This is a genomic window from Ensifer sp. NPDC090286, assembly GCF_044769565.1.
In the GTDB taxonomy this organism is placed as follows: Bacteria; Pseudomonadota; Alphaproteobacteria; order Rhizobiales; family Rhizobiaceae; genus Ensifer.
On sequence record NZ_JBIVYF010000004.1, the window covers coordinates 686,788 to 710,672 of the forward strand.

At 63.6% G+C, this 23,885-nt stretch carries 23 protein-coding genes; 11 read left to right on the forward strand and 12 right to left on the reverse strand.

The window, feature by feature from the left end; translation table 11 throughout:
• Nucleotides 1-2: 2 nt before the first annotated feature.
• The 4 genes from ACIQUG_RS23855 to ACIQUG_RS23870 all read right to left on the reverse strand — a co-directional run bounded on the left by ACIQUG_RS23855 (nucleotide 3) and on the right by ACIQUG_RS23870 (nucleotide 4,731).
• Entirely contained in the window at nucleotides 3-779 is a 777-nt protein-coding gene (locus ACIQUG_RS23855; protein WP_402324514.1) for an SDR family NAD(P)-dependent oxidoreductase, read from the reverse strand.
• The gene (locus tag ACIQUG_RS23860) at nucleotides 776-3,097 is read right to left on the reverse strand and encodes a bifunctional salicylyl-CoA 5-hydroxylase/oxidoreductase (RefSeq protein WP_402324515.1); all 2,322 of its coding nucleotides are present in this window, start codon (nucleotides 3,095-3,097) and stop codon (nucleotides 776-778) included. The genes ACIQUG_RS23855 and ACIQUG_RS23860 overlap by 4 nt, the downstream gene beginning before the upstream one ends.
• Nucleotides 3,098-3,332: 235 nt before the next feature.
• Nucleotides 3,333-3,857: a MarR family winged helix-turn-helix transcriptional regulator gene (locus tag ACIQUG_RS23865; protein WP_245281579.1), complete on the reverse strand. Its 525-nt coding sequence runs from the start codon at nucleotides 3,855-3,857 to the stop codon at nucleotides 3,333-3,335.
• A gap of 100 nt (nucleotides 3,858-3,957) precedes the next feature.
• On the reverse strand, nucleotides 3,958-4,731 hold the full coding sequence (locus ACIQUG_RS23870; protein ID WP_402324516.1) for a GntR family transcriptional regulator: 774 nt from the start codon (nucleotides 4,729-4,731) through the stop codon (nucleotides 3,958-3,960).
• A 162-nt stretch (nucleotides 4,732-4,893) separates the two neighbouring features.
• On the opposite strand from ACIQUG_RS23870, the gene ACIQUG_RS23875 reads away from it, so the two are divergent.
• From ACIQUG_RS23875 to ACIQUG_RS23895, 5 genes are all read left to right on the forward strand, one after another.
• Nucleotides 4,894-5,883, forward strand: a complete 990-nt coding sequence (locus ACIQUG_RS23875) for an ABC transporter substrate-binding protein (protein ID WP_402324517.1) — start codon at nucleotides 4,894-4,896, stop codon at nucleotides 5,881-5,883.
• A gap of 66 nt (nucleotides 5,884-5,949) precedes the next feature.
• Nucleotides 5,950-6,729: an ABC transporter ATP-binding protein gene (locus tag ACIQUG_RS23880; protein WP_402324518.1), complete on the forward strand. Its 780-nt coding sequence runs from the start codon at nucleotides 5,950-5,952 to the stop codon at nucleotides 6,727-6,729.
• A 5-nt stretch (nucleotides 6,730-6,734) separates the two neighbouring features.
• Complete coding sequence (locus tag ACIQUG_RS23885; RefSeq protein ID WP_402324519.1) at nucleotides 6,735-7,658, forward strand: ABC transporter permease; 924 nt, start codon at nucleotides 6,735-6,737, stop codon at nucleotides 7,656-7,658.
• Between the two features lie 15 nt (nucleotides 7,659-7,673).
• Nucleotides 7,674-8,921 carry a kynureninase gene (gene kynU / locus ACIQUG_RS23890; RefSeq protein ID WP_402324520.1) on the forward strand — a complete coding sequence of 416 codons (1,248 nt, stop codon included), beginning with the start codon at nucleotides 7,674-7,676 and terminating at the stop codon, nucleotides 8,919-8,921.
• Between the two features lie 135 nt (nucleotides 8,922-9,056).
• Nucleotides 9,057-10,025 carry a threonine/serine dehydratase gene (locus ACIQUG_RS23895; RefSeq protein WP_402324521.1) on the forward strand — a complete coding sequence of 323 codons (969 nt, stop codon included), beginning with the start codon at nucleotides 9,057-9,059 and terminating at the stop codon, nucleotides 10,023-10,025.
• 9 nt (nucleotides 10,026-10,034) lie between these two features.
• On the opposite strand, the gene ACIQUG_RS23900 is transcribed toward ACIQUG_RS23895, so the two are convergent.
• The 7 genes from ACIQUG_RS23900 to ACIQUG_RS23930 form a co-directional block, all read right to left on the reverse strand.
• A complete protein-coding gene (locus ACIQUG_RS23900) occupies nucleotides 10,035-10,721 on the reverse strand; it encodes an ABC transporter ATP-binding protein (RefSeq protein ID WP_402324522.1) in 687 nt (228 codons plus the stop codon).
• Nucleotides 10,718-11,467: an ABC transporter ATP-binding protein gene (locus tag ACIQUG_RS23905; protein ID WP_402324523.1), complete on the reverse strand. Its 750-nt coding sequence runs from the start codon at nucleotides 11,465-11,467 to the stop codon at nucleotides 10,718-10,720. The genes ACIQUG_RS23900 and ACIQUG_RS23905 overlap by 4 nt, the downstream gene beginning before the upstream one ends.
• Nucleotides 11,460-12,431, reverse strand: a complete 972-nt coding sequence (locus ACIQUG_RS23910) for a branched-chain amino acid ABC transporter permease (protein WP_402324524.1) — start codon at nucleotides 12,429-12,431, stop codon at nucleotides 11,460-11,462. The genes ACIQUG_RS23905 and ACIQUG_RS23910 overlap by 8 nt, the downstream gene beginning before the upstream one ends.
• Nucleotides 12,432-12,439: 8 nt before the next feature.
• On the reverse strand, nucleotides 12,440-13,360 hold the full coding sequence (locus ACIQUG_RS23915; RefSeq protein ID WP_043624088.1) for a branched-chain amino acid ABC transporter permease: 921 nt from the start codon (nucleotides 13,358-13,360) through the stop codon (nucleotides 12,440-12,442).
• A gap of 90 nt (nucleotides 13,361-13,450) precedes the next feature.
• A complete protein-coding gene (locus ACIQUG_RS23920) occupies nucleotides 13,451-14,590 on the reverse strand; it encodes an ABC transporter substrate-binding protein (RefSeq protein WP_192449188.1) in 1,140 nt (379 codons plus the stop codon).
• 42 nt (nucleotides 14,591-14,632) lie between these two features.
• Entirely contained in the window at nucleotides 14,633-15,469 is an 837-nt protein-coding gene (kynA, locus tag ACIQUG_RS23925) for a tryptophan 2,3-dioxygenase (RefSeq protein WP_043624015.1), read from the reverse strand.
• A gap of 4 nt (nucleotides 15,470-15,473) precedes the next feature.
• Nucleotides 15,474-17,093, reverse strand: a complete 1,620-nt coding sequence (locus ACIQUG_RS23930; RefSeq protein ID WP_402324527.1) for a benzoate-CoA ligase family protein — start codon at nucleotides 17,091-17,093, stop codon at nucleotides 15,474-15,476.
• Between the two features lie 329 nt (nucleotides 17,094-17,422).
• On the opposite strand from ACIQUG_RS23930, the gene ACIQUG_RS23935 reads away from it, so the two are divergent.
• The 4 genes from ACIQUG_RS23935 to ACIQUG_RS23950 all read left to right on the forward strand — a co-directional run bounded on the left by ACIQUG_RS23935 (nucleotide 17,423) and on the right by ACIQUG_RS23950 (nucleotide 20,624).
• Nucleotides 17,423-18,256, forward strand: a complete 834-nt coding sequence (locus ACIQUG_RS23935; RefSeq protein WP_402324528.1) for an alpha/beta hydrolase — start codon at nucleotides 17,423-17,425, stop codon at nucleotides 18,254-18,256.
• Between the two features lie 186 nt (nucleotides 18,257-18,442).
• Nucleotides 18,443-18,601, forward strand: a complete 159-nt coding sequence (locus tag ACIQUG_RS23940) for a hypothetical protein (RefSeq protein WP_402324529.1) — start codon at nucleotides 18,443-18,445, stop codon at nucleotides 18,599-18,601.
• Entirely contained in the window at nucleotides 18,576-19,910 is a 1,335-nt protein-coding gene (locus tag ACIQUG_RS23945; protein WP_402324531.1) for a benzaldehyde dehydrogenase, read from the forward strand. Before ACIQUG_RS23940 ends, ACIQUG_RS23945 begins: the two co-directional genes overlap by 26 nt.
• A gap of 261 nt (nucleotides 19,911-20,171) precedes the next feature.
• Nucleotides 20,172-20,624, forward strand: coding sequence for a DUF2721 domain-containing protein (locus tag ACIQUG_RS23950; RefSeq protein ID WP_402324532.1), 453 nt, complete (start codon nucleotides 20,172-20,174; stop codon nucleotides 20,622-20,624).
• Between the two features lie 69 nt (nucleotides 20,625-20,693).
• Here the strand turns inward: ACIQUG_RS23950 and ACIQUG_RS23955 are convergent, their stop codons facing one another.
• A complete protein-coding gene (locus tag ACIQUG_RS23955; protein ID WP_402324533.1) occupies nucleotides 20,694-21,605 on the reverse strand; it encodes a LysR substrate-binding domain-containing protein in 912 nt (303 codons plus the stop codon).
• Nucleotides 21,606-21,753: 148 nt separating this feature from the next.
• Here ACIQUG_RS23955 and ACIQUG_RS23960 point away from each other — a divergent pair, with 148 nt between their 5' ends.
• Together ACIQUG_RS23960 and ACIQUG_RS23965 are read left to right on the forward strand one after the other, a co-directional pair.
• A complete protein-coding gene (locus tag ACIQUG_RS23960; RefSeq protein ID WP_402324534.1) occupies nucleotides 21,754-22,767 on the forward strand; it encodes a dimethylarginine dimethylaminohydrolase family protein in 1,014 nt (337 codons plus the stop codon).
• 15 nt (nucleotides 22,768-22,782) lie between these two features.
• A complete protein-coding gene (locus tag ACIQUG_RS23965) occupies nucleotides 22,783-23,862 on the forward strand; it encodes an ABC transporter ATP-binding protein (protein ID WP_402324536.1) in 1,080 nt (359 codons plus the stop codon).
• The last annotated feature ends 23 nt before the right edge of the window (nucleotides 23,863-23,885 follow it).

Sequence of the window (23,885 nt, forward strand, 5' to 3'; positions counted from 1 at the left end):
CTCTATCCTCCGAGAACTTCGCCGCCGGCGACGGCGATCGCCTGACCGGTGATTGCGGTCGCTCGCTCCGATGCCAACCAAGAGACGGTGTGGGCGACTTCTTCCGGCGTCACCAGGCGCCCCTGTGGGTTGGAACGGGCAAGGCTGGCGCGCGCTTCCTCGCGCGAGCGGCCGGTCTTTTCGCTGATCGTATCGAGTGCACCATCGATAAGCGGCGTGTCGGTGAAGCCGGGGCAGACGGCGTTCACGGTCACGTCGCTGCGGGCAAGCTCAAGCGCCAGTGCGCGCGTCAGGCCGACGACGCCGTGCTTCGATGCGCAATAGGCCGACACATAGGCATAGCCGGTGAGGCCCGCGGTGCTTGCGACGTTGACGATCCGGCCGTTGCCGGCCCGCCGCACGGAGGCAAGCGCTGCCTGCGTCACCAGATAGACCCCGGTGAGGTTGATGGAAAGCACCCGCTGCCAAAGCGCGAAGTCGGTCTTTTCGAACGGTGCCGAGGGTGCTTCGCCGGCGCAATTGACGAGAACAGCGATGTCTGCGGCTTCGGCAATTGCGGCCGCAATGCCTTGCTCGACTGCCTCGGGGTCGGTCACATCGAAGCCGGCACGGACAAGGGCCTGTCCGCCGGCCGCAAGGATCTCGTCCCGCACGGCTTCAAGTGGTGCTGCGCGCCGGCCGGCGAGGCTGACGACATGGCCGTCGGCGGCCAGTGCCAGCGCGATCGCCTTGCCAATGCCGCTTCCGGCACCGGTGACGAGGGCGTGTCTCTTGCTCATGATTTGCCCGCCGTCGTTGCGGCGCGCGCCAGGTTGTTCACATACTGCGCTCGAGCCGAATGGTACTGTTTCGGCCAGGGCTGCTCCTCGTAGCCGATCTTCGCCGCCTCGTGCATGACGAAGGACGGGTCGGCCAGATGCGGACGGGCGATCGCGCAGAGATCGGCCCGACCGGCGGCAATGATCGAATTGGCGTGGTCGGCCTCGGAAATCGCCCCGACGGCAATGGTCGGGACCTGGATCTCGTTGCGGATCTTGTCGGAAAACGGCGTCTGGAACAGCCGGCCATAAACCGGCTTTTCCTCCTTCACCACCTGGCCGGAGGAGCAGTCAATCATGTCGGCGCCGGCCTCCTTGAACAGCCGGGCGAAGATCGCCGCATCCTCGGGCGTATTGCCGCCCTCGTGCCAGTCATGGGTCGAGAGGCGGACCGACATCGGTCGGTCCTCGGGCCAGACCTTACGGACTGCGTGGAACACCTCGAGCGGGAAGCGGGCGCGAGCCGCATGGTCGCCGCCATAGTCGTCGGTGCGCAGATTGGTGAGCGGCGACAGGAAACTCGACAGCAGGTAGCCGTGCGCCACGTGCAGTTCGAGAATATCGAAACCGAGGTCGCGGGCCCGTTCGGTGGCGTGCACGAAATCGGCGACGACCCGGTCCATATCCTCCCGCGTCATTTCCCGCGGCGTGTCGGAATGCTTGAGGTAGGGCAGGGCGGATGCGGAGATGAGCGGCCATGCGCCTTCGTTCAACGGCTGGTCGATCCCCTCCCAGGCGAGCTTCGTCGCGCCCTTGCGGCCGGCATGGCCGAGCTGGATGCCGATCTTGGCGGGTGTCTGCTGGTGCACGAAGTCGACGATGCGCTTGAAGGCCTGGGCCTGCTCGTCATTCCAGAGCCCCAGGCAACCGGGCGTGATGCGGGCGTCGGCCGACACGCAGGTCATTTCCGGGAAGACGAGGGCGGCGCCGCCCATGGCGCGCGCGCCGAGATGCACGAGATGAAAATCGTTCGGCACGCCGTCCGTTGCCGAATACATCGCCATCGGCGAAACGACGATGCGGTTCTTCAGTGTCAGGCCACGAAGCCTGAACGGCGTAAACATCGGCGGCGGCACCGCCCCATTCGCCGCGGGCTCGACACCGGCGCGTTCGGCAAACCAGCGCTCGAAGCCCTCGAGCCAGTCCTTGTCGCGCAAGCGAAGGTTTTCGTGGCTGATGCGCTGCGAGCGGGTCAGCATCGAGTACATGAACTGCTCGGGCTCAAGTGTGTCGGCATAGCGCGTGCCGACCACTTCGAACCATTCCATGGCATTGCGGGCGGCATTCTGGATGCGGGCGACATCGACGCGGCGCACTTCCTCGTAAGCCGAGAGCACGGCCGGGATGTTCGCCTTGTCGTGGCCGAGAATGTCGAACTGGCGGGTCAACTCGATCGCGTCATCGATCGCAAGCTTGGTGCCCGAGCCGATGGCAAAATGGGCGGTGTGGGCGCTGTCGCCCATCAGAACGACGTGGCTTTGGCCATTGAAATGGCTCCACTTCTCGCAGATCAGTCGGCCGAAGTTCAGCCAGGCCGAGCCGCGCAAGTGCCGCGCATTGGTCATAAGCTTGTGGCCGTCGAGTGTCTCGGCGAACAGCTTCTCGCAGAACGCGATCGACTGGTCCTGGTCCATCTGGTCGAGGCCGTGGGCCTTGAAGACGTCGTCGGTGGTCTCGACGATGAAGGTCGAGGTGTTCTCGTCGAAGCGGTAGATATGCGCTTGGAACCAGCCATGTTCGGTGCGCTGGAAATCGAAGGTGAAGGCGTCGAACTTCTTGTCCGTGCCAAGCCAGACATAGCGGTTCGGCCGGATCACCATGTCGGGCTTGAAGACGTCCGCGTATTTGTTGCGGATCCGTGAGTTGACGCCATCTGCGGCGATGATCAGATCGGCGTCGGCGAACTGCTCGTCGCTTTCCACGTCCTGCTCGAACAGCAGCTCGACGCCGAGTTCGAGGCAGCGTTCTTGGAGGATGTTGAGCATCTTCTTGCGGCCGATGCCGACAAAGCCGTGGCCGGTCGTGCGGATCTTGCGGCCCTTGAAGACCAGCTCGATATCGTCCCAATGGTTGAAGGAAACCTCGATCGCCTCGGCCGTTTCCGGGTCCCATTGCCGCATCGACTGCATGGTGGCGTCCGAAAAAACCACCCCCCAGCCGAAGGTGTCGAAGGCGCGGTTCCGCTCGACCACCGTGACGTGGTGCTCCGGATGCTGCCGCTTCATCAGCAGCGCAAAATAGAGTCCGGCAGGTCCGCCACCGATACAGACGATCCGCATGTCGTTCTCCTCCCGAGTTCCGGCTGCGCGCGTCACCGTCGAGCTGGCGCAAGCGGCCATGCCGGACTGTTGCAAGCAGGGTGGACTCGTTCCGGAGAAATTTCAAGCTTAAAATTGTTTTGAGCAGACGGGACGCCGACGCCGGCTTTTGCAGCGCAGGCGAGCGCTGTCGCATCGCTTCAAGGCCGGTGCGGCAAAAGGCAAGGGAGGACAGGAAGGGCCGAGGCGCGCGGCCTCAGGAGTTTCGGCCAAGCGAGGCGATGATCGACCGCTTGAGCGTGGCAAGCTCATCCATCAGCACGCCGCCGTCCTTGGCCGGAAGGCCGGCGAACAGGTCCGAGATCCAATCGGCATGCCTTGCCGCCATCTTCTCGAATTCGGCGCGGCCGAAGGGGGTAAGGGCGATGATCTGAACACGCCGATCGGTCGGAAGCGTCGTACGGTTGATGTGGCCGCTCTCGGTCAGCCGCTCCACCAGCACCGTAATGTTGCCGGGCGAGACCATCATCCGCTTGGAGACCTCGCCAAGCACCATGCCGTCAGGCGCGCGCTCGAGCTGGGCCATCAGGTCGAAACGCGGCAACGTCGAATCGAAGTCTTCCCGCAGCCGCCGACGGATTTCGCTTTCGACCAGCGTCGAGCAGGTCAGAAGACGCAGCCATAGCCTGAGCTCTGCGCGGTGATCGCCCGGAGCCTCGAGCGCCTTGGTCTCGCCATCCACCCATTCCGGCGAGGTGTCGAACTTGTCTTCACCCATCATTCCCAACGTCCGCTTCCAACCCTGCGCCGCAAATCAGCGGCTCTTTCGTTTTTCTGCTTTTAGAGAGGTAAGCAGGTCTTGGACAGGTTGTCACGGGCCGTCATTTGGACGCAAGGCCGGGCACGGCCTGGGCGAGCGATGGCGACGCGCGACCGCCATCCTCGGACTGGACATAGACGTTGACGGTAAAGCCGATGTGCTCGGCCATCAGGGTGCGGGCACGCTCGATATCGCGATCGAGTGCTGCCTCCATCAGCTCGGTATGGTGCTCGATCGCCATGGCGTCCTCAAGCGCGGCAACGGCCTCCTCGTAGCCTGCACTCATGCCGGCAGCGGCCCGCATCGTCGGCGCCAGGCTTAAGAAGCGGTGGTGACGGCGAAGCTGGTCGGAGATCGTTGCCTGAAACCGCGTGAGCCAGCGCGATCTTGCAGCGCTGATTAGAGCCGTATGAAAGCCGGCATGTTTTTCGTCCCACTCGTCGACTTCGCTCTCGGAGAAGCGCTCGACGGAAACCTTGCAGCGCGACAGCCGGTAGTGTGCCGTGACCACGGCGGATTCCCAGGCGCTGTCGCCGTTCTCGATCGATTCGATGAGCAGCGGCATTTCGACGGCAAGGCGGGCGCGGGTGAGGTCGTCGAGTTCTTCGCGTGACACCGGAGCAACGGCAAAGCCGCGATTGCTGATGGCCGTCACCAGCCCTTCCGCCTCCAGCCGCGAGAGGGCCTCGCGAAGCGGCGTCCAGCCGATGCCGTAACTTTCGCGCAGCGTGCTCAGCTTCATCGGCGCGCCCGGCTTCAGCCGCGTCGCAAGGATGTCGCGGCGCAGCAGCCGGTAGGCCGATTCCGTCTTGGTCGACTGTTCTTGGTCTTGCATCCAAGTTCCCTTAGCGCCACACTCGGGTTGAGACAAATATATATAGTTCAGCGCCTGGAATGAAAATATATATATTAATTTGACAAGAGCCCGGAGTGGTCCCATGATCCGCGCAAGCCGCCGAGGAGGGCGGTAACGCTCGTCGAATTCTGGGAGGGATGTATGAGCAGGCTTAAGAGCACGTGGCTTTCGGGATTGGTTGTCGCCGGCGCAATGGCATGGGGACTGGGCGCGGCTGCTGCCGATCCGATCCGCATCGGCATTGCCAATTTCGGCGAGCATCCGCAATTGAACGCGTCGATCGCCGGCTTCAAGAAGGCACTGGCCGAAAACGGCTTCGTCGAAGGCAAGGATGTCGTCTACACCGAGAGCCACACCAATTTCGACGCCTCGCTGGTTCCGCAGATGATCGCCAAGCTGCAGGCCGAACAGCCGAAACTGGTCTATACGATCACCACGCCCGTCTCGCAGATCGCCAAGAAGGCGCTCGCCGGCTCCGGCATTCCGGTGGTCTTCTCGGCCGTCACCGATCCGGTGGCCGCCAAGCTCGTTCCGTCCTGGGAAGCCGGTGACGAGGGCATGACCGGTGCGACCGACCTTCAGGACGTGGCCGCCGTCATGGCCTTTACGCACAAGCTGCTTCCGAATGCGAAGCGTTTTGGCGTGCCCTATAATCCGGGTGAAGCGAACGACCAGGCCCTGCTCGACAAGATCAAGGAAGCAGCCCCTGCTGCAGGCTTTGAGGTCGTGGAGGTCGGCGTCGACAACGTCAACGACATTCAGCAGCGCATCGCCTCCTTCGCCGGCAAGGCCGACGTGATCTACACGCCCGCATCCAACCTGCTGCAGCCGGCGATCGGCGCCGTTTCGGCAGCCGCGCGCCAGGCCCAGATCCCGATCGTCAACTCCGACGACGGTGCCGTGCGTGACGGCGTCGTACCGGCAAGCTTTGCGGTCAACTACGAGCAGGTCGGCGTCAATGCCGGCAAGATCGCTGCTCAGATCCTCAAGGGTGCAGACCCGAAGACCATCGCACCGTCGCGTCCGGCCTATGAAGATCACGCGCCGCTGATCTCGAAGAAGGCGGCCGCCGCCTTCGGTATCGAAGTGCCGGCAGCGCTTGCGACCGAATGCAACTGCGTGGTCGATTGATCTCCGTCTTGTCTCTTCAGTGACGGCGCCCCGAGCGCCGTCATTTCATAAGTTAAGGGGGAGCCAGTGCTGGAAATCAGATCGGCCCGCAAAGTCTTCTACAAGGGGCAGCCGGACGAAAAGGTCGCGCTCGACGGCCTCAATCTCAGTCTTGCCACGGGCGAATTCGGCGTTGTCATCGGTTCCAACGGCGCCGGCAAGAGCAGCATGCTCAACGCCATTTCGGGTGCATTGGTGCTCGATACCGGCCAGATCGTCATCAACGGCGACGACGTGACCGCAACGCCCGTGCACAAGCGCGCCATGCGGCTTGCCCGCGTGTTCCAAGACCCGATGCGCGGTACCGCCGCCTCGATGACGGTGGCCGAAAACATGCTGCTTGCGGAACTTCGCAGCAACAAGCGCACGCTGCGGCGCGGGCTGAATGCGCCGCGGCTGGCGACCTACAAGGAGCGCCTGTCGCTGCTCGGGCTCGGCCTTGAAAACCGCCTCGACACACGGGTGGAGCTTCTGTCCGGCGGCCAGCGGCAATCGCTGTCCTTGATCATGGCGGTCGGCGGTGAGCCGGAACTGCTGCTGCTTGACGAACACACCGCAGCGCTTGATCCGCGCACGGCAGATATCGTCATGCAGGCGACGATCCGTGCGGTCGAAGCCTTGAAGCTGACGACGCTGATGGTGACGCACAACATGCAGCATGCCGTCGACTTCGGTCACAAGGTCATCATGCTCGATGCCGGGCGCGTGCGCCTCGAGATCGATGGCAAGGAAAAGGCGCAGACGACGGTTCCCGACCTGATCGGCCATTTCGCCGTCAAAACCGACCGCATGTTTCTGGCGAGCTGACGATCATGGATATCATTCAAAACACCATTTCGAGCTTCGTCTCGCTCGTTCCGGTCACGCTCGCCCAGAGCCTGATCCTCGCCTTCGTCGTGCTCGGGATCATGATCCCGTTCCGCATGCTGAGCTTTCCTGACCTGACCAGCGAAGGCGCATTTCCGCTCGGCGGCTGCGTCTGCGGCGTGTTGATGGCGGCCGGCATGTCGCCGCTCGCCGCGATCGCCATCGCGCTTCTCGCCGGGTTCCTCGCCGGCTGTTGTACGGCCTTCATCCATCTCAGGTTCCGGATCCACACGCTGCTTGCCGGCATTCTGATGATGACGATGCTCTATTCGATCAATCTCCGGATCATGGGCCGCTCGAACCTTTCCGTTTTCGGTGCGCCGACGGTGTTCGACTGGGCGCCGGGGCTGCAGCCGGGCTTCCCGGCAAGCAAGATCGTGGTTGCGGGGCTGATCGCCCTCATCGTCTTCTTCCTGCTCTATCACTTCTTCCGCACGGAGAAGGGCACGGCCGTACGCGCCGTCGGCGCCAATCCTGACATGGCAGAAGCCCAAGGCATCAATGTCTGGATGGCGACGATCGGCGGCGTCGGACTGGCAGGCGCGTTTTCGGCAGCCGGCGGCGCACTGATGGTGCAGTCGCAGGGCTTCGCCGACGTCAACATGGGCCTCGGCATCCTGATTAACGGCCTTGCAGCGCTGATGATCGGCGAGGCGATCGTCGGCAAGCAGAGTGTGGCGCGCCAGCTTGCCGCGCCGTTTGTCGGTGCGATCGTCTATTACCAGCTCGTCTCCTTCTGCCTGGCCGCCGGCATGCCGCCGCCGGACCTGAAGCTGGCGACCGGCCTCTTCGTTCTGGCCATGCTGGCTCTTCCGAGCCTCAAGCGAAGCCGCGGGCCCGCGCCCGCCCGCGAAACCGTTCGCGAATAAGTGAGGACCACCTTTATGAATGCTGTTCCCGATTTTGCTGCGATCAAGGCCATGGATGCGGCCGACGTGCTCGCCCCGATGCGCGAGCGCTTCATCCTGCCGCCGGGGCTCATCTATCTCGACGGCAACTCGCTCGGCGTTGCCTCGACCGCCGCCTTCGACGAACTTCAGAAGGCCGCGACGGTGGAGTGGGGGCAGGACCTCATCCGCAGCTGGAACACCGCCGGCTGGTTCGATATGCCGCTGACCCTCGGAGATCGGGTCGGGCGGCTGATCGGGGCTGCCGCCGGCCAGACCGTCGTCTGCGACACCACCTCGATCAACATCTACAAGGCGCTGCATGCGGCCATGGCGCTCCGGCCGGACCGTTCGGTGATCGTCAGCGAAGGCGGCAGTTTCCCGACCGACCTCTACATGGCCGAAGGCGTGGTCTCGACGCGCCCCGGTGCTTCGCTCCGGCTCGAAGGGGTCGATGCGCCCGAGATCGAGAACCTGATCGACGGCAGCGTCGCCGTGGTTCTGGTCAACCATGTCAATTACAAGTCCGGCGAGCTGCGCGACATGGCGGCCTTGACCCGCAAGGCGCACGAACACGGCGCGCTTGTTATCTGGGACCTCTGCCATACGGCCGGCGCCCTGCCGGTTGATCTCGATGGCGCCAATGTCGATTTCGCCGTCGGCTGCACCTACAAGTACCTGAACGGCGGCCCCGGCGCGCCCGCCTTCATCTATGCCGCCACCCGTCACCACGGCGATATCCGCCAGCCGCTTAGCGGCTGGTGGGGCCACGCCCGTCCCTTCGCCTTCGAAAAGCACTATGCAGCCGGCGAGGGCATTCGACGTTTCCTCTGCGGAACGCAGCCGATCCTGTCGCTGCGGGCACTGAAGGGGGCGCTCGACGTCTGGGACGCGGTTGACATGAAGGCGCTGCGCGAAAAAAGCATCGGCCTCACGGACCTCTTCATCGCGCTGGTCGAGGCGAAATGCGGTGCCTATGGCCTCGAGCTCGAAAGCCCGCGCGATGGTACGAAGCGCGGAAGCCAGGTTTCGTTCAAACACCCGAACGCCTACGAGATCATGCAAGCGCTCATTGCCCGCGGCGTCATCGGCGATTTCCGGGCACCAACGACGATGCGCTTCGGATTCACGCCGCTCTATGTGAGCTATGCCGACGTCTGGCAGGCGGTCGAAATCCTCGAAGACATCCTCAAGACCGGTGCATGGCAGGATGCGCGCTTCGCGGTCCGTGCGGCCGTGACCTGATGGACTGTAGAGCAGCGGGCGGCATTTTCGTCCGCTGCTTTCTCGTTCAGACGCGTACTGAGGTAGCCGCCCGCAGCGTTCGTTCAGAGCTACTGTGCCCTGGGGCGAGAGGACGGCGAACGGGGGACTTAAGCCATGACTGCGCCACGCCGCCCGACACCGGACGAAATCGCCGACGCCCGCAAGCGCATCGCGCCGCATTTTGCGCGCACGCCGCTGGTCAGGCTCGATCTTGGGCTTCCGGACCGTCAGATTTTTCTCAAGCTGGAGACGTTGTCTCCGATCGGCGCCTTCAAGCTCCGCCCGGCCCTGAACGCTGTCTTGTCACGCGATCCGGCCGATCTCAAAAACGGCGTCGCAGTCACCAGTTCCGGTAACATGGCCTATGGCATGGCCTGGGCCGCACGCCTTATCGGCGTGCCCATGGTTGCCTACATGTATCGCGGCGCGCCGCAGACCAAGATAGACGGCGTGCGTATGCTTGGCGGTGAGGTGCGTTTCGTCAGTGCCGAGACCTGGTGGGATTACATCACTGGCGTCGATCGCCCGGACGCGCCGGAGCTGTTGATCAATCCGGTAACCGACCAGGCGGTGCTGGCCGGCAATGGGTCCATCGGCATGGAAATCCTCGAGGACCTGCCCGAGGTCGATGTCGTGCTGACGCCCTTTGGCGGCGGCAGCATGACCACCGGGGTGGCCAGCGCTCTTAAGGCCGCTTCCAGTCGTTGCCGTGTCTTTGCGGTGGAGGATGACAGTGCTGCCCCGGTTTCGGCAACTCTTGAGGCCGGGCAGATCGTGACGATCGAAACCCGCCCGTCCTTTATCAAGAGCATCGGTGCGCCATCGCTCGTGCCGCAGCTTTGGCCGGTCGCGCGGGACCTGATCGATGGGGCGATTGCCGTCAGCCAGGCGCAGGTGTGCGACGCGATACGGCTGCTCTTCAAAAAAGCAAAGGTGGTCGCTGAGGGAGCCGGGGCCGCCTCGCTCGCGGCAGCAACCGCCCGGCCGGATCTCAAGGGCAACATCGTCTGCGTTATCTCGGGCGGCAACATCGATGCCGAGGCCTATTCGACCGTGCTCGGCGGTGGCATTCCCTCGGCCTGAGCGACTGGCTCAAACGCCGAGATAGCGGTCCTGAAGTTCAGGCGTTAGCGTGGCCGGTGCGCCTTCGAAGACGGTCGTACCCTTTTCCAGGACGAAGCAACGGTCAGCAACGGGTAGCAGCTCCGAAAGCGTCTTGTCGACGACGAGGATCGATTGCCCCGATGCCTTCAGCGTGCGGATCGCCGACCAGATGTCCTGGCGGATGACCGGGGCAAGCCCTTCGGTTGCCTCGTCGAGAATGAGCAGGCTCGGATTGGTCATAAGCGCCCGGCCGATCGCCAGCATCTGCTGTTCGCCGCCAGACAGTGTGTTGGCATATTGGTCGCGCCGTTCGCCGAGGCGCGGGAAGAGCGCGGTCACCTTCTCGAAGGTCCATCCGTTGCCGCGGGCGGTGGCGACGAGGTTCTCCATGACGGTGAGATTGGGAAAGCAGCGCCGTCCTTCGGGCACGAGGCCGAGGCCGAGTCTCGCAATCCGGTGCGGACGCAGGCCGGAGATCGTCTTGCCCGCAAAGCTGATCGCGCCTGAGCGCGGGCGCACGAGCCCGAGGATCGAGTTGATCGTCGTCGTCTTGCCCATGCCGTTGCGCCCCATGAGCGCGACGACCTCGCCCTCGCGCACATCGAGGTTGACGCCGAAGAGCGCCTGTGACGCGCCGTAGAAGGTTTCAAGACCTTTCAGTTCGAGCAGGCTCACGCGGCTTCTCCCAGATAGGCCCGTCGTACTTCGGGATCGCTGCGGATTTCATCGACCGTGCCCGACGCGATGATGCGGCCATAGACCAGCACGGAAATGCGGTCCGCCAGCGCAAAGACCGCGTCCATGTCGTGCTCGACCAGGAGCATCGGCGCTTCGTGGCGCAAACCGTCGAGGAAGGAGGTCAGCCGCTTCGAGCCCTCCGGCCCCATGCCGGCCATCGGCTCGTCGAAGAGAAACGCCTTCGGCGACAACGCCAATGCGATGGCGATTTCGAGCTGCCTGCGCTCGCCGTGCGAGAGTTCGGCTGCGGGCACATGAGCACGCGCGGCCAGATCGACGCGCTCCAGCATCGCCATCGCCGGTTCGATCAGGTCCTTGTCGCGGGTCACCTGGCGGAAGAAGTGGAAGCTGCTGCCCTGTCGCGCCTGCACTGCCAGCATGACGTTGCGAAGCGCCGAGAACTCCTGCGCCAGCGAGGAAATCTGGAAGCTGCGGGCGAGGCCGAGTTTGGCGCGGGCGGCCATGTCGAGGCCGCCGATATCCTGGCCGAGAAAGCGGATCGTGCCGCTATCGGCTTTCAGTGAGCCGGCGATCTGGTGGATCAGGGTGCTCTTGCCGGCGCCGTTCGGGCCGATCAGTGCGTGGATCTGGCCGGGGCGGAGCTCAAGACTGACACCATCGGTCGCTTTCAGCGCGCCGAAGGATTTTCTGAGATCGCGGATTTCGAGAACGGGCTCAGACATGGCGCGGCTTTCCGGAGAGGAGACCCAGCAGACCACCGCGAGCAAAGAGCACGATGCCGAGCAGGATGAGGCCGAGGAAGAACTGCCAGCGCTCGGTAATGCCGCCGAGCACATATTCGAAGAAGACGAAGATCATCGCGCCGGCGACGGGGCCGAACAGCCGGCCCTTGCCGCCGAGGATGATGAGTACGATCAGTTCGCCCGACATGTGCCAGGAGAGCATCGAGGGCCCGACGAAGCGGTTGAGATCGGCATAGAGCGCGCCGGCAAGCCCGGTGATCATCGCCGAGACGGCAAAGGCGACGAGCCGGATGTTGAAGGGCGCAATGCCCACTGCCGCAAGGCGGATCCCGTTCTGCCTTGCCGCCTGCAGGGCGCTGCCGAAGCGCGAGCCTTCGACGACGCGAAACAGGAGCAGCGCCACCATCAGGGCCGCGTAGCAGATCAGGAAGTAGGGCAGGGGCTTGGCGGTGTTGACGCCGGGAAAGGCGTTGCGCATCGACAGCGAAAGACCGTCCTCGCCGCCATAGGCCGGCCAGGAGATCGCGAAGTAATAGATCATCTGCGCAAAAGCGAGCGTGATCATGATGAAATAGACGCCCGACGTGCGCAGGCTGATCGCGCCGATGGGCAACGCGATGAGACCGGCGACCGCGATCGCCGTAACCCAGATAATCGGCATCGACGTCGTCGCCGGAATGCCAGCGAAAAGCGGCTCGGCATTGAAGGCGTGGGTCGCAAGGATGCCGGCGACGTAGCCGCCGAGGCCGAAAAAGGCCGCATGCCCGAACGAAAGCAGCCCGCCGAGCCCGAGCGCCATATTGAGGCCGACGGCGGCAAGAGCCAGCACCGCGATGCGGGTTGCGAGTGTCACATAGAAGGGTTCGCCCAGATTTGCGGCCAGGATCGGCGCGCCGAGAAGCAGGAGGGCGAGCAGCAGGTTGATTGTGGTTTCGCGGGTCATCGATGCCCTCACGACTGCGCCGCAAACAGGCCGCTTGGCCTGAAGGCGAGGATGAGAGCCATGACGACATAGATCAGCATCGAGGCGAGCGCTGCCCCGATCGTGGTCGCCTGCGATGCGGGCATAGTGAGTGCCAAAAGCGAGGGAAGCAGAAAGCGGCCCATCGTATCGACGACGCCGACGATGATGGCACCGACCAGCGCGCCCTTGATCGAGCCGATGCCGCCGATGACGATGACGACGAAGGCGAGGATCAGCACCGGCTCGCCCATCCCGACCTGCACCGATTGCAGCGCGCCGACCAGTGCACCGGCAAGCCCGGCAAGCGCCGCTCCAAGCGCGAAGACCACCGTATAAAGCGTGCCGATGTCGACACCGAGCGCTCCGATCATCTCGCGATCGGACTCGCCCGCCCGGATGCGCATGCCGAGCCGGGTACGGGAGATCAGCAGATAGAGGCCAATGGCAACGGCGATACCGACGCCGATGATCGCCAACCGGTAGAGCTGGTACTGGCCGCCGCCCGGAAGCGGCACCGCGCCCTGGAGCACGGGCGGGATGTCGAGATAGAGCGGGAACGAGCCGAACAGCCAGCGGGCGCCTTCCGACAGGACCAGGATCAGCGCGAAGGTGGCGAGCACCTGATCGAGATGATCGCGGTCATAGAGCCTGCGGATGACGGCGACCTCGATGATCGCACCGACGCCGGCGGCGGCCGCAAGGCTCGCGATCAGCCCGATCCAGAAGGAGCCTGTAGCGGCTGCGACCGTCGCGCAGGCAAAGGCGCCGATCATGTAGAGCGAGCCGTGTGCCAGGTTGATCAGACCCATGACGCCAAAGATCAGCGTCAGGCCGGCGGCCATCAGAAACAGCATCACACCGAGCTGGAGCCCGTTGAGCAGTTGTTCGATCAGAAGTGCGGTGAACAAGAGACCGGTCCAAGCTTCATTCGGGACGACACGGATCATCGACCGGATGCCGGCATCAAAGCCAGGCATCCGGGTGACGGGCGACAAGCGTTACATGCTGCACTTGTCGGCGTAGGCGTCCTTGTGGTCTTCGAAAGCGGTGGCGATGATCTTGTTGGTGAGCACGCCGTCGGCTTCCTTCACCACTTCGCGAACGTAGATGTTCTGGATCGGGTGGTTGTTGTTGTTGAAGACGAACTTGCCGCGCACCGACTGGAAGTCGGCTGCCTTAAGCGCTGCGCGGAAGGCGTCCTTGTCCTTGACATCAGCCTTGGAAAGGGCGGCGAGGATCAGGTTGGCCGTATCCCAGCTCTGCGCCGCGTAGATCGAGGGCAGGCGCTTGTATTCGGCCTTGAAGGCTTCAACGAACTTCTTGTTGGCCTCGTTGTCGAGGTCCTTCGACCAGGTCGCGGAGTTCTTGACGCCGAGGGCAGCATCGCCGATCGCCGGCAGGACGTCCTGGCTGAAGGAGAAGCCGGGGCCCATGACCGGGATGTTCACGCCCGACTGGGCGTATTGCTTCATGAAGGCGATGCCCATGCCGCCGGGCAGGAAGAAGTAGACGCTGTCGGCGCCCGAGGCGCGGATCTGGGCGATCTCGGCGGCATAGTCGGTCTGGCCGACCTGCGTGTAGATCTCGCCGGCAAGTGCACCCTTGTAGTAGCGCTTGAAGCCGGTCAGCGCGTCCTTGCCGGCCGGATAGTTGGGCGCCAGGATGAAGGCGTTCTTGTAGTCCTTGTTGGCGTATTGCCCCATCGCCTCGTGGAAGTTGTCGTTCTGGTAGGCGACGTTGAAATAGTTCGGATTGCAGTTCGCACCGGCAAGCGCCGAAGGACCGGCGTTCGGCGAGAGATAGATCACGTCCTGCGCCACCGTGTTCGGCACGACGGCCATTGCGAGGTTCGACCAGATGATGCCCGTCATCAGGTCGACCTTGTCGCCCTGGATCATCTTCTCGGCGATCTGCACCGCAAGTTCCGGCTTCTGGGCATCGTCCTCGATCACCAGTTCGACGTCCTTGTTGCCCGACTGCTTGATCGCCAGGGTGAAGGCGTCGCGCATGTCGATGCCGAGGCCCGCGCCGCCGCCTGAAAGCGTGGTGATGACGCCGATCTTCACCGGCTCGGCATGGGCAAGGCTCGATGTCGCAAGCGAAAGGCCAAGAAGGCCCGCGGCCAGAATGCGGTTCATGCTGTTCTCCTCTTTGTTGGTTCCCTTTTGGGTTGTGTTCTATCAGAGACCCGTGCGCACGTGCCAGAGCTCGGGGAAAAGTTCCACTTCGAGCATCTTTTTCAGATAGGACGCGCCGGATGTGCCCCCGGTTCCGCGTTTCATGCCGATGATGCGCTCGACCGTCGTGACGTGGTTGAAGCGCCAGCGGCGGAAATAGTCCTCGAAATCGACCAGCTTCTCGGCAAGCTCGTAGAGCATCCAGTAGCGTTCCGGATCGCGGTAGACGGTCTGCCAGGCGGCAAAGACCTTGTCGCTTTCCGCTCGCGTCTCGCGCCAATCGGTCTTGTCCGCTTCCGCGCCGACGTCGAAGCCGTTGCGCGAAAGAAGCCGGATCGCCTCGTCGTAGAGCGACGGCGCTGAAAGTATCGCTTCCAGCTTTTCCATGATGTCGGGGCGGTGCGCATGGGGGCCGAGCATCGCGACATTGCGGTTGCCGGCAAGGAACTCGATCGCCCGGTACTGCCACGACTGGAAGCCGGAGGACTGGCCGAGCGATTCGCGGAACGTGGTGTATTCGCTCGGGGTCATCGTGCGCAGCACGTCCCAGGCGCTGTTCAGCTGCTCGAAGATGCGGGCGACGCGCGTCAGCATCTTGAACGCGGGCTCCAGCCGGTCGTCGCGGATCGAGCGGACCGCCGCGTTGATCTCGTGCAGCGCGAGCTTCATCCAGAGCTCGGACGTCTGATGCTGGATGATGAACAGCATCTCGTCATGGGCTTTGGAAAGCGGCTCCTGTGCGTCCAGCACCTTTTCCAGCATCAGGTAGTCGCTGTAGGACATGCGTCCCTTGAACGACATTTGGGCGCCTTCTTTCGAAGGGTCGTATGACTTGCTCATATTTTCAGTTCTCCGACCGCAATCGGAACCGCTGGATCTTGCCCGTGGCTGTCTTTGGCAGGTTGTCCAGGAACTTTACCGATCGCGGATATTTGTAGGGTGCGATCGTCGCCTTCACATGATCCTGCAGCCGCTTGATCGTTGCGTCGTCCGCCGACACGCCAGATATCAGAACGACATAGGCTTCGACAATCTGGCCGCGCTCCGCATCGGGCGCGCCGACAACGGCGCATTCGGCGACTTCCGGATGCGCGATCAGCGCCGCCTCGACCTCGGGGCCGGCGATGTTGTAGCCGGCGGTGATGATCATGTCGTCGGAGCGGGCGGCGAAATGGAAGAACCCGTCCTCGTCCTGGTAGAAGGCGTCGCCGGTAAGGTTCCAGCCGTCGCGGACATAGTCGCGCTGGCGGGCATCCGACATGTAGCGGCAGCCGGTCGGGCCGCGCACCGCAAGCCTGCCAATCGTGCCACGGGGCACTTCCTGCATGTCGTCATTGACGATCCGTGCCTGGTAGCCGCCGACGGGCTTGCCGGTCGAGGCGGCCTTGCGATCCTCGAAGCGATTGGAAATGAAGATGTGCAGCATCTCGGTCGCCCCGATGCCGTCGAGGATCGGCTTGCCGGTCTTGGCCGTCCACTCCGTAAAGACCGGACCGGGCAGGGTCTCGCCCGCGGAAATCGCGACGCGCAGTGATGAAAGATCGGCGCCGTTGTCCATCGCCTTCATCATCGCCCGATAGGCGGTGGGAGCGGTAAACGAGATCGTCGCTCTGTATTTCTCGATAATCTCCACCATGTTGGCGGGCGTCGCGTGCTCGAGCAGTGTCGCTGCGGCTCCAAAGCGCAAGGGGAAGATCGCAAGGCCGCCAAGGCCGAAGGTGAAGGCGAGCGGCGGCGAGCCGACGAAGATATCATCGGGCGTGACGGCGAGCACTTCACGGGCGTAGCCGTCGGCGATCGCAAGCAGATCGCGATGGAAGTGCATGGTCGCCTTGGGGATCCCGGTCGTGCCCGAGGTGAAGCCGAGCAGCGCCACGTCGTCGCGACCGGTATGCACGGCCTCGAACACGACGGATTTGTCGAGTGCGATGCGGTCGAGTTCCGCGTCGTGGTTCGCCGTGCCGTCGAAGCTCACGACCTGCTTCAGAAAGCGGCTGTCCTTGGCGCAGGCGATCATCTCTTCCATCAGTCGCGTGTCGCAGAGCGCCAGGCTGACTTCGGCCTTGTCGACGATCTTGGCGAGTTCCCCGGCTCTCAGCATCGGCATGGTGTTGACGACGACGGCACCGGCCTTGGTTGCCGCCAGCCAGCAGGCGACCATGGCCGGATTGTTGGCGGACCGGATGAGCACGCGATGGCCGGGTTTGACGCCGTAATTTTCGACCAGCGCATGGGCGAGCCGGTTGGTCCAGTCGGACAGTTCCTTGTAGGTCCGGCGGCGCCCGTTGCCGATCAGCGCGGTATGATCGCCGAAACCCTTGGCGACCATGGCGTCCGTCAGTTCAACGGCGGCGTTGAGGTGATCCGGATAGTCAAAACCTTCGAGAAGGAACTCCGGCCATTCTTCCGGTGGCGGAAGATGGTCGCGGGTGAACGTATCGACGTGCGAAGTCGGTCCAAGCATGTGGCGGCTGTTCCCTATTTTCGTTCGTGCCTGTTGCCCAGGCATTGTTCAAAGCCGGCTGAAAGTCTTGCGGTGGTTCAAAGCCCTGGTCTGCAGGCACGCGACGAGCGTCGCGTCACGGTTCAAGGTGACACGGGCGGTCGCTGACGCGATCCCAGTTATGGCGATAGGCACAGCGAGACCTCCACTTCTCGGCTGAACATGGGGCAGCATCGCACCAGTCCAAAATTATTTCAAGCCTAAAGTTTTTTTCGAATTCCAGCATTGCCTTTCCCGGTGGGGCAGGCGATTGCTATCTGTAAGGAGACATCAAGGGGAGGATGAAATCGATGCTGGAACACCGCATTTCCGACTGGGACGACGCCTATGCGAACGGCTCGAACATCGCGCGCGGCGATCGCTGGCCGGAGGCTTGGGTCAAGCCGGCCGAGGCGTTCCGCAACGCCCTCTCGAGCGCTGGACGCGCCAAACTCGACCTTGCCTATGGCGATCGGCCGAGGAACCGCATGGACCTCTTTCTGCCCGATGGTTCGCCCAAGGGCCTGGTGGTCTTCGTCCACGGCGGCTACTGGCTGCAGCTCGACAAGAGCTTCTGGTCCCACTTGGCGGCAGGGGCCGTGGAGCACGGCTATGCCGTCGCGATGCCGTCCTACACGCTCTGCCCGGAGATCCGCATTGCCGGGATCGTCGAGGACGTCGCCGCCGCCATCAGCGAGGCAGCGAAACGCGTCGAGGGTCCCTTGATGCTGACTGGCCACTCGGCCGGCGGCCATCTGGTCAGCCGGATGATCACGACGACAGCGCCGCTTTCGCGGGATGTCCAGGCCCGGATCCGCAACGTCGTGTCGATCTCGGGCGTCCATGACCTGCGCCCGATCATGTCGACGACCATGAACGAGAAGCTCGCCATCGACGAGGCCGAGGCACTTTCGCAGAGCCCGGCGCTGCTGCGGCCCATGAAAGACGCCCGTATCACCTGCTGGGTCGGCGGCGGCGAGCGTGCGGAGTTCCTGCGCCAGAATGCGCTTCTTGCCAATATCTGGACCGGGTTGGGCGCAAGGACGGCTGCTGTCGCCGAACCGGACAGGCACCACTTCAACGTCATCGACGGCCTTGCCGACGCCAGGCATCCTCTGGTTCGGACGCTGCTGTCGGACGAGTGATCGTCAGGCCGGGTCGCTTCGCTATTCCCACGACAAGGGTATGACGCGCTTCCATCCGCGTCATACCTCTCGTGTTGGTATCGCTACTATATCCGCAAGGTATGCTCTCCAACCCAAATGGTGTTGGACGCTTTCCCGCGCCTGTTCGATCTTGTGACCCTGGTTGCAATGACGCGGGAGGAAAACATGAGCAGCGATATCGGCAAGACGCTTCTGCAGGAAAGACATATCGGCGGTGTCCTGTTCGACGGCGGTTGGAGGGCGGCCGCGAATGTGGTGGACGCCGTCGAGCCGGGGCGCGACATTGGGAAGGGTCGGCATGGCCAGCCCCGCCGCGGTCGCTGAAGCAGCAGCGCGCGCTCGGCTGGCACAGCCGGCCTGGGCGGCGACGGCCTATGAACGGCGTGCGGAGATCTTGCGTAAGGCGGCGCAGGTCGCCGAGGGACACCGTGCGGAGATCGCCGGCTGGATCGTGCGCGAATCCGGCTCCGTTCCGGCAAAGGCCGAATTCGAGGTCGCGCTCACCATCAAGGCGCTCTACGAGGCGGCTGCGATGCCCTCGCAGGCGGCCGGTGCCGTGTTACCGTCGCAGCCGGGCCGGCTGAGCTTTGCCAAGCGCCGGCCGATCGGCGTCGTCGGCGTCATCTCGCCTTTCAATTTCCCTCTCTATCTCGCCATGCGTGCCGTTGCGCCTGCGATTGCCGTCGGCAATGCCGTCGTTCTCAAGCCTGATCCGCGCACGGCCCTTTGCGGCGGTCACGTTATCGCTCGCCTCTTCGAGGAAGCGGGGCTTCCTGAGGGCGTGCTTGCGGTGCTGCCGGGCGACGGCGCGGCCGGAGCTGCGCTGACGGACGACCGAAACATCGGCATGATCCAGTTTACCGGCTCGACGGCGGCCGGGCGCCGGGTCGGCGAGGCGGCGGGGCGCAATCTGAAGAAGGTGTCGCTTGAACTCGGCGGCAAGAATTCCTTCATTGTGCTCGACGATGCCGACCTCGACCTTGCGGTCAGGAACGCCGTCTGGAGCGTCTATCTGCATCAGGGGCAGATCTGCATGTCGGCGGGTCGCGTCCTGGTGCAGTCGGGCATCGCCGAAAAGTTCACCGCCAAGCTCGCAGATCATGCCGGCAGGCTGCCGGTCGGTGATCCGGCCACGGGCCAGGTGGCGCTTGGCCCCCTCATCAACCGCGCCCAGGCTGACCACGCGCTTGGCATCGTCAAGGCGGCGGTCGCAGGCGGTGCCAAGCTCGAAGCCGGCGGCAGCAGCGACGGGTTGTTCTTCCAGCCGACGGTCCTGGCCGGCGTTTCGCCCGGGAACCCCGCCTTCGCCGAGGAGATTTTCGCGCCCGTGGCGGTGGTCACGACCTTCAATACGGACGAGGAGGCGGTCGCGCTTGCCAACGATACAGATTACGGCCTGTCGGCAGCGATCGTCTCGCGCAATGTCGGCCGGGCACTGGCGCTCGGCGAAAGGCTGAATGTCGGTCTGCTCCATATCAACGATGCCACGGTCAATGACGACGTCGTCAATCCGTTCGGCGGCGTCGGCGCTTCCGGCAACGGCACCAGCATCGGCGGCCCGGCCAACTGGGAAGAGTTCACCCAGTGGCAGTGGGTGACGATCAGGGCGGAGCCGCCGGCATACCCGCTTTGAAGCGACAAGAGCCACGGAATAGCGCCCGTTACGCAGGCCGCAACATCCCTTGGCTCTTTGGCATTCGATGACGTCGCTACGGTACGTGACGAGGACGGGGGCTCGACGCTTCCTGCTGCCCGCAAGAATGCGCGTTCCGCAAAACCGAAACCGACCGCTTCCGATGACGGTCGAATTTATCGGTTTTTGACGCCTTCAAAACTGACTAGAGTGCTGCTCCCGGTCTCGCATGGAGCGCGACGGGCACAAGAGAAGGCTCGCATGGACACGCCGTCGAACGTCAGTGATCTTGCTTCGATCATCCAGACCTCGCTGGCGCCGGTGTTCCTTCTCGCAGGCACCGCGGGCTTCGTCAGCGTCTACGCCACCCGCCTTGGCAGGGTGTCCGACCGCCTTAACGAGATCGGGGAGAAGGACGAGCAGAGCGGAGCGCGGCGCACGCAGCTCAACTATCTGCGCCGGCGTACGCTGGCGCTTGAGATCGCGGTGGCGCTCGGAACCCTGGCCGCGATCTGCACGGGCTGCGCCATTCTCAACCTTCTGTCGGGAGCGCTTGATTTCCGGTTTCGCGAGGAGAACCTGTTCTGGTTCTTCGGCGGTGCGATCCTCTCGCTTATCGGGTCGCTGGTGGCCTTCCTGTTCGAGATGCTGATCGCCGGGCGAAACATGTTGCGCCAGATGCGCACCGACCTGGCGGCGCCGGAAAGCGACTGATTCTCAGGGCAAATCCACGCCCCGGTGCGCAGCGCATTGGATGACAAGACCGCTACTCCTCGACTTCGATCACGCGAATTCGACCGTGGCCTCCGCCTCGTTGACCACCCAGTCGATGAACACCTTGGCAAGCGGCGAGCTGTCCCGGTTCTTCTGCGTGACGATGTAGTAGCCCTTTGCAGCCGATTTGATGAAACCCTTCAGTGGACGCACGAGCGCGCCCTGGGCGAGTTCTTCGCCCGCTGTCAGATTGTCACCCATCGCGATGCCTATTCCGCTGCGGGCAGCGGCCAGGTTCTGGTTGAAATCCTCGAAACTCACCCGGCGGACGGTTGGCGGTATTTCCTGGCCGTGATGGCTGAACCAGTCGTTCCAATGGGTCGAGCCGACGCCGTCGACAAGGATGTGCCGGGTCAAATCCCTGGTGCGCTTGATGTCACCGTCGCGGTTGAGCAGGATCGGGCTGCAGACGGGGAAGAACTCCAACTGCCTGAGCGGCGTGGCCTCGCCTTTTGCGACAGCGGGATCGCCGAACATGATCGCCAGATCCGCGCGGCCGTCCGGGAAGGGTTCGCCCCATTCCGGCATCGAGAGGATCTGCAGCTCGACGTGTTCGTAACGCTCGTAGAACTTGCCGAGACGTGGCACCAGCCATCGTGTTGCAAAGGCCGGCATGCACCTGACGGCGAGCCTTCCGGCAATCGGATTGCGCTGCAGGCCGAGCACCGCATCGTTGAGGGTCTCGAAGGATTGAGTGAGCTTGGAGAACAGCTCCTGGCCTTCGGGGGTCAGCGCGAAGCTGTCGCGCGATTTGGTGGCGAGCGCAAAACCGAAATGCTCTTCCAGCTGCCGGAACTGCTTACTGACCGCCCCCGGCGTCACGTGCAGCTCATGCGCAGCCTTCGTCAGGCTCCTGTTTCGGGCGCTCGCCTCGAAGGCGCGCAGGGCATTGAGCGGCGGCAGTCTCGTCACAGATCTCACTCCCGGTCTCTCCTGTGATTGAGAAAACCTCAAGTAAGAGCGGAAATCAATTCGTTATGAGGGAGGAAAACGATCCGTTAGCATCTGCTTTAACGAAACGGGAGGCTGGTTTGATTATGACAGCCGACCACATGCAAGGGGATCAGACATGAACGCCGTTCCGCCCAAGAAAAAAGATCTTTACTCCGCAACGATCAAGTATTTCGGCTCTGTCGCCGAACCCGCTTTCGAGGCGTCCGAGCGGCTGAGCAACCTCTGGGGCCGAAACTGGGGTTGCGACAACGATGTCGGCCAGCTGCGCACCGTGCTGATGCACCGTCCGGGAGAGGAGTTTTCCGTTATCGACCGCACCAAGCGCATTGAGGAAATCGGCACCTATGGCGACCTCGAGGCCGGCTGGTACTGGCAGAGCGACAGCATCCCGACCCTTGAGGAACTGCAGGCCCAGCATGATGGTCTCGCCGATTTGCTGCGGGCCGAAGGCGTCGAGGTCGTTTATGTCGAAGGCGTCGATCGCGGCCGCTTCAAGTCGGTCTACACTCGGGACTCCTGCATCGCCGTGAAGGGCGGGGCGATCATCCCGCGGCTGGCACCGCGCATGCGCCATGGCGAGGAACTCGCCGTGACCCGGACGCTGGCAAAGCAGGGCATGCCGGTGCTTCGCACCCTGCACGGAACCGCGATGGCTGAAGGCGGCAGCTTTGCCTGGCTCAACAGCCGCACCGCCGTCATCGGCCGCGGCATCCGCATCAACGACGACGGCATCAGCCAGATCGCCGAGGTCCTGCGCTACCAGGGCGTTGAACTTCTGGTCGTCGACCTCTGCGGCTACGACATTCATATCGACGGCCATTTTCTGATGATCGACGTCGATCTCGCCCTGGTCTGGCCGCGCGGCCTCTCCTTCGTCTTCCTGGAAAAGCTGCGCGCGCTCGGCATCCGCACCATCGAAATGAACGAGGACGACAATCCCTGGATCGTCAACGGCCTGGCGATTGCGCCCGGCCGGGTGATCATGCCGCGCGGCCTCTCCGACCAGACCCGCGAGGCGCTCGCCCGCCACAATGTCACCGTGCTTGAGATCGACTACGACAAGGTTCAGCTCAACGGCGGCGGCATCCATTGCTCGACCAGCCCGCTGATCCGGGACAGCGTCGACTGAGCGGAGTTAGAGACCATGTCAGCCCATATTTCCATTCGCAAAGCCTGCAAGTCCTTCGGGACCTTCGAGGCCTTGAGAAACGTCTCGCTCGACATCGAGAAGGGGGAGTTCCTCACCTTTCTCGGCCCGTCCGGATCGGGCAAGTCGACGCTTCTGAACGCGATCGCCGGCTTCGAGCCGCTGTCGTCGGGCGCCATTTTGAGAAACGGTGAGGATATCGGCGCGACGCCGGCCGACCGGCGCAATTTCGGCATGGTGTTCCAGGGCTATGCGCTGTTCCCGCATCTGACCGTTGCCGAGAACATCGCCTTTTCGCTGCGCGTGCGGAAAGTGGCACGGGCGGAGGTGGATGAGCGCGTGGCCCGGATGGTCGACCTCGTCGGCCTCAGGGGACACGAACACAAGCGCCCATCGGCACTGTCGGGCGGGCAGCAGCAGCGTGTAGCACTTGCACGCGCGCTGGTGTTCGAGCCCGAACTCCTGCTGCTCGACGAGCCGCTGTCGGCGCTCGACAAGAACCTTCGCGAGCAATTGCAGGACGAACTGGTCGCCATCCACCGCAAGACCGGAACGACCTTCCTGTTCGTCACCCACGACCAGATGGAAGCCATGGCCATGTCGGACCGGATCGCGATCTTCGACCATGGCCGCATCGTCCAGCTCGACCGGCCAAGCGTGCTCTATGACGAACCCAACTCCCGTTTCGTCGCGGAGTTTCTCGGCACGATGAACACGCTGCCGGTCTCGCGGCAACGGGCCGTCGCCGGGGAATTTCACGCCCATGTCGGCGAGTTCGGCGTCAGGGCAACGCTGCCCGACGCCGAGCAGCTGGCGGGGGCGCCGGCCATTCTCGCTATTCGCCCGGAGAAGCTGACCCTTTGCCGCGACCGGCCTGAGATCGATCACAACCTGCTGCCGATGACCGTCGACGGCGTCGTCTTTCAAGGCGGAACGACCATCGTCAAGGGCAGCGCTCCGGAAGGAACGGGCCTGACAGTAACGACCGCACGTGACGCGCTCGGCATGCCGCCGGTGCGCGGAGAACAGCTTTGGGTGCGTTGGGGCCACCTGGACGGGCGCGTGCTCGCCGGCTGAAGACTCATCCTGAGAACACAAAC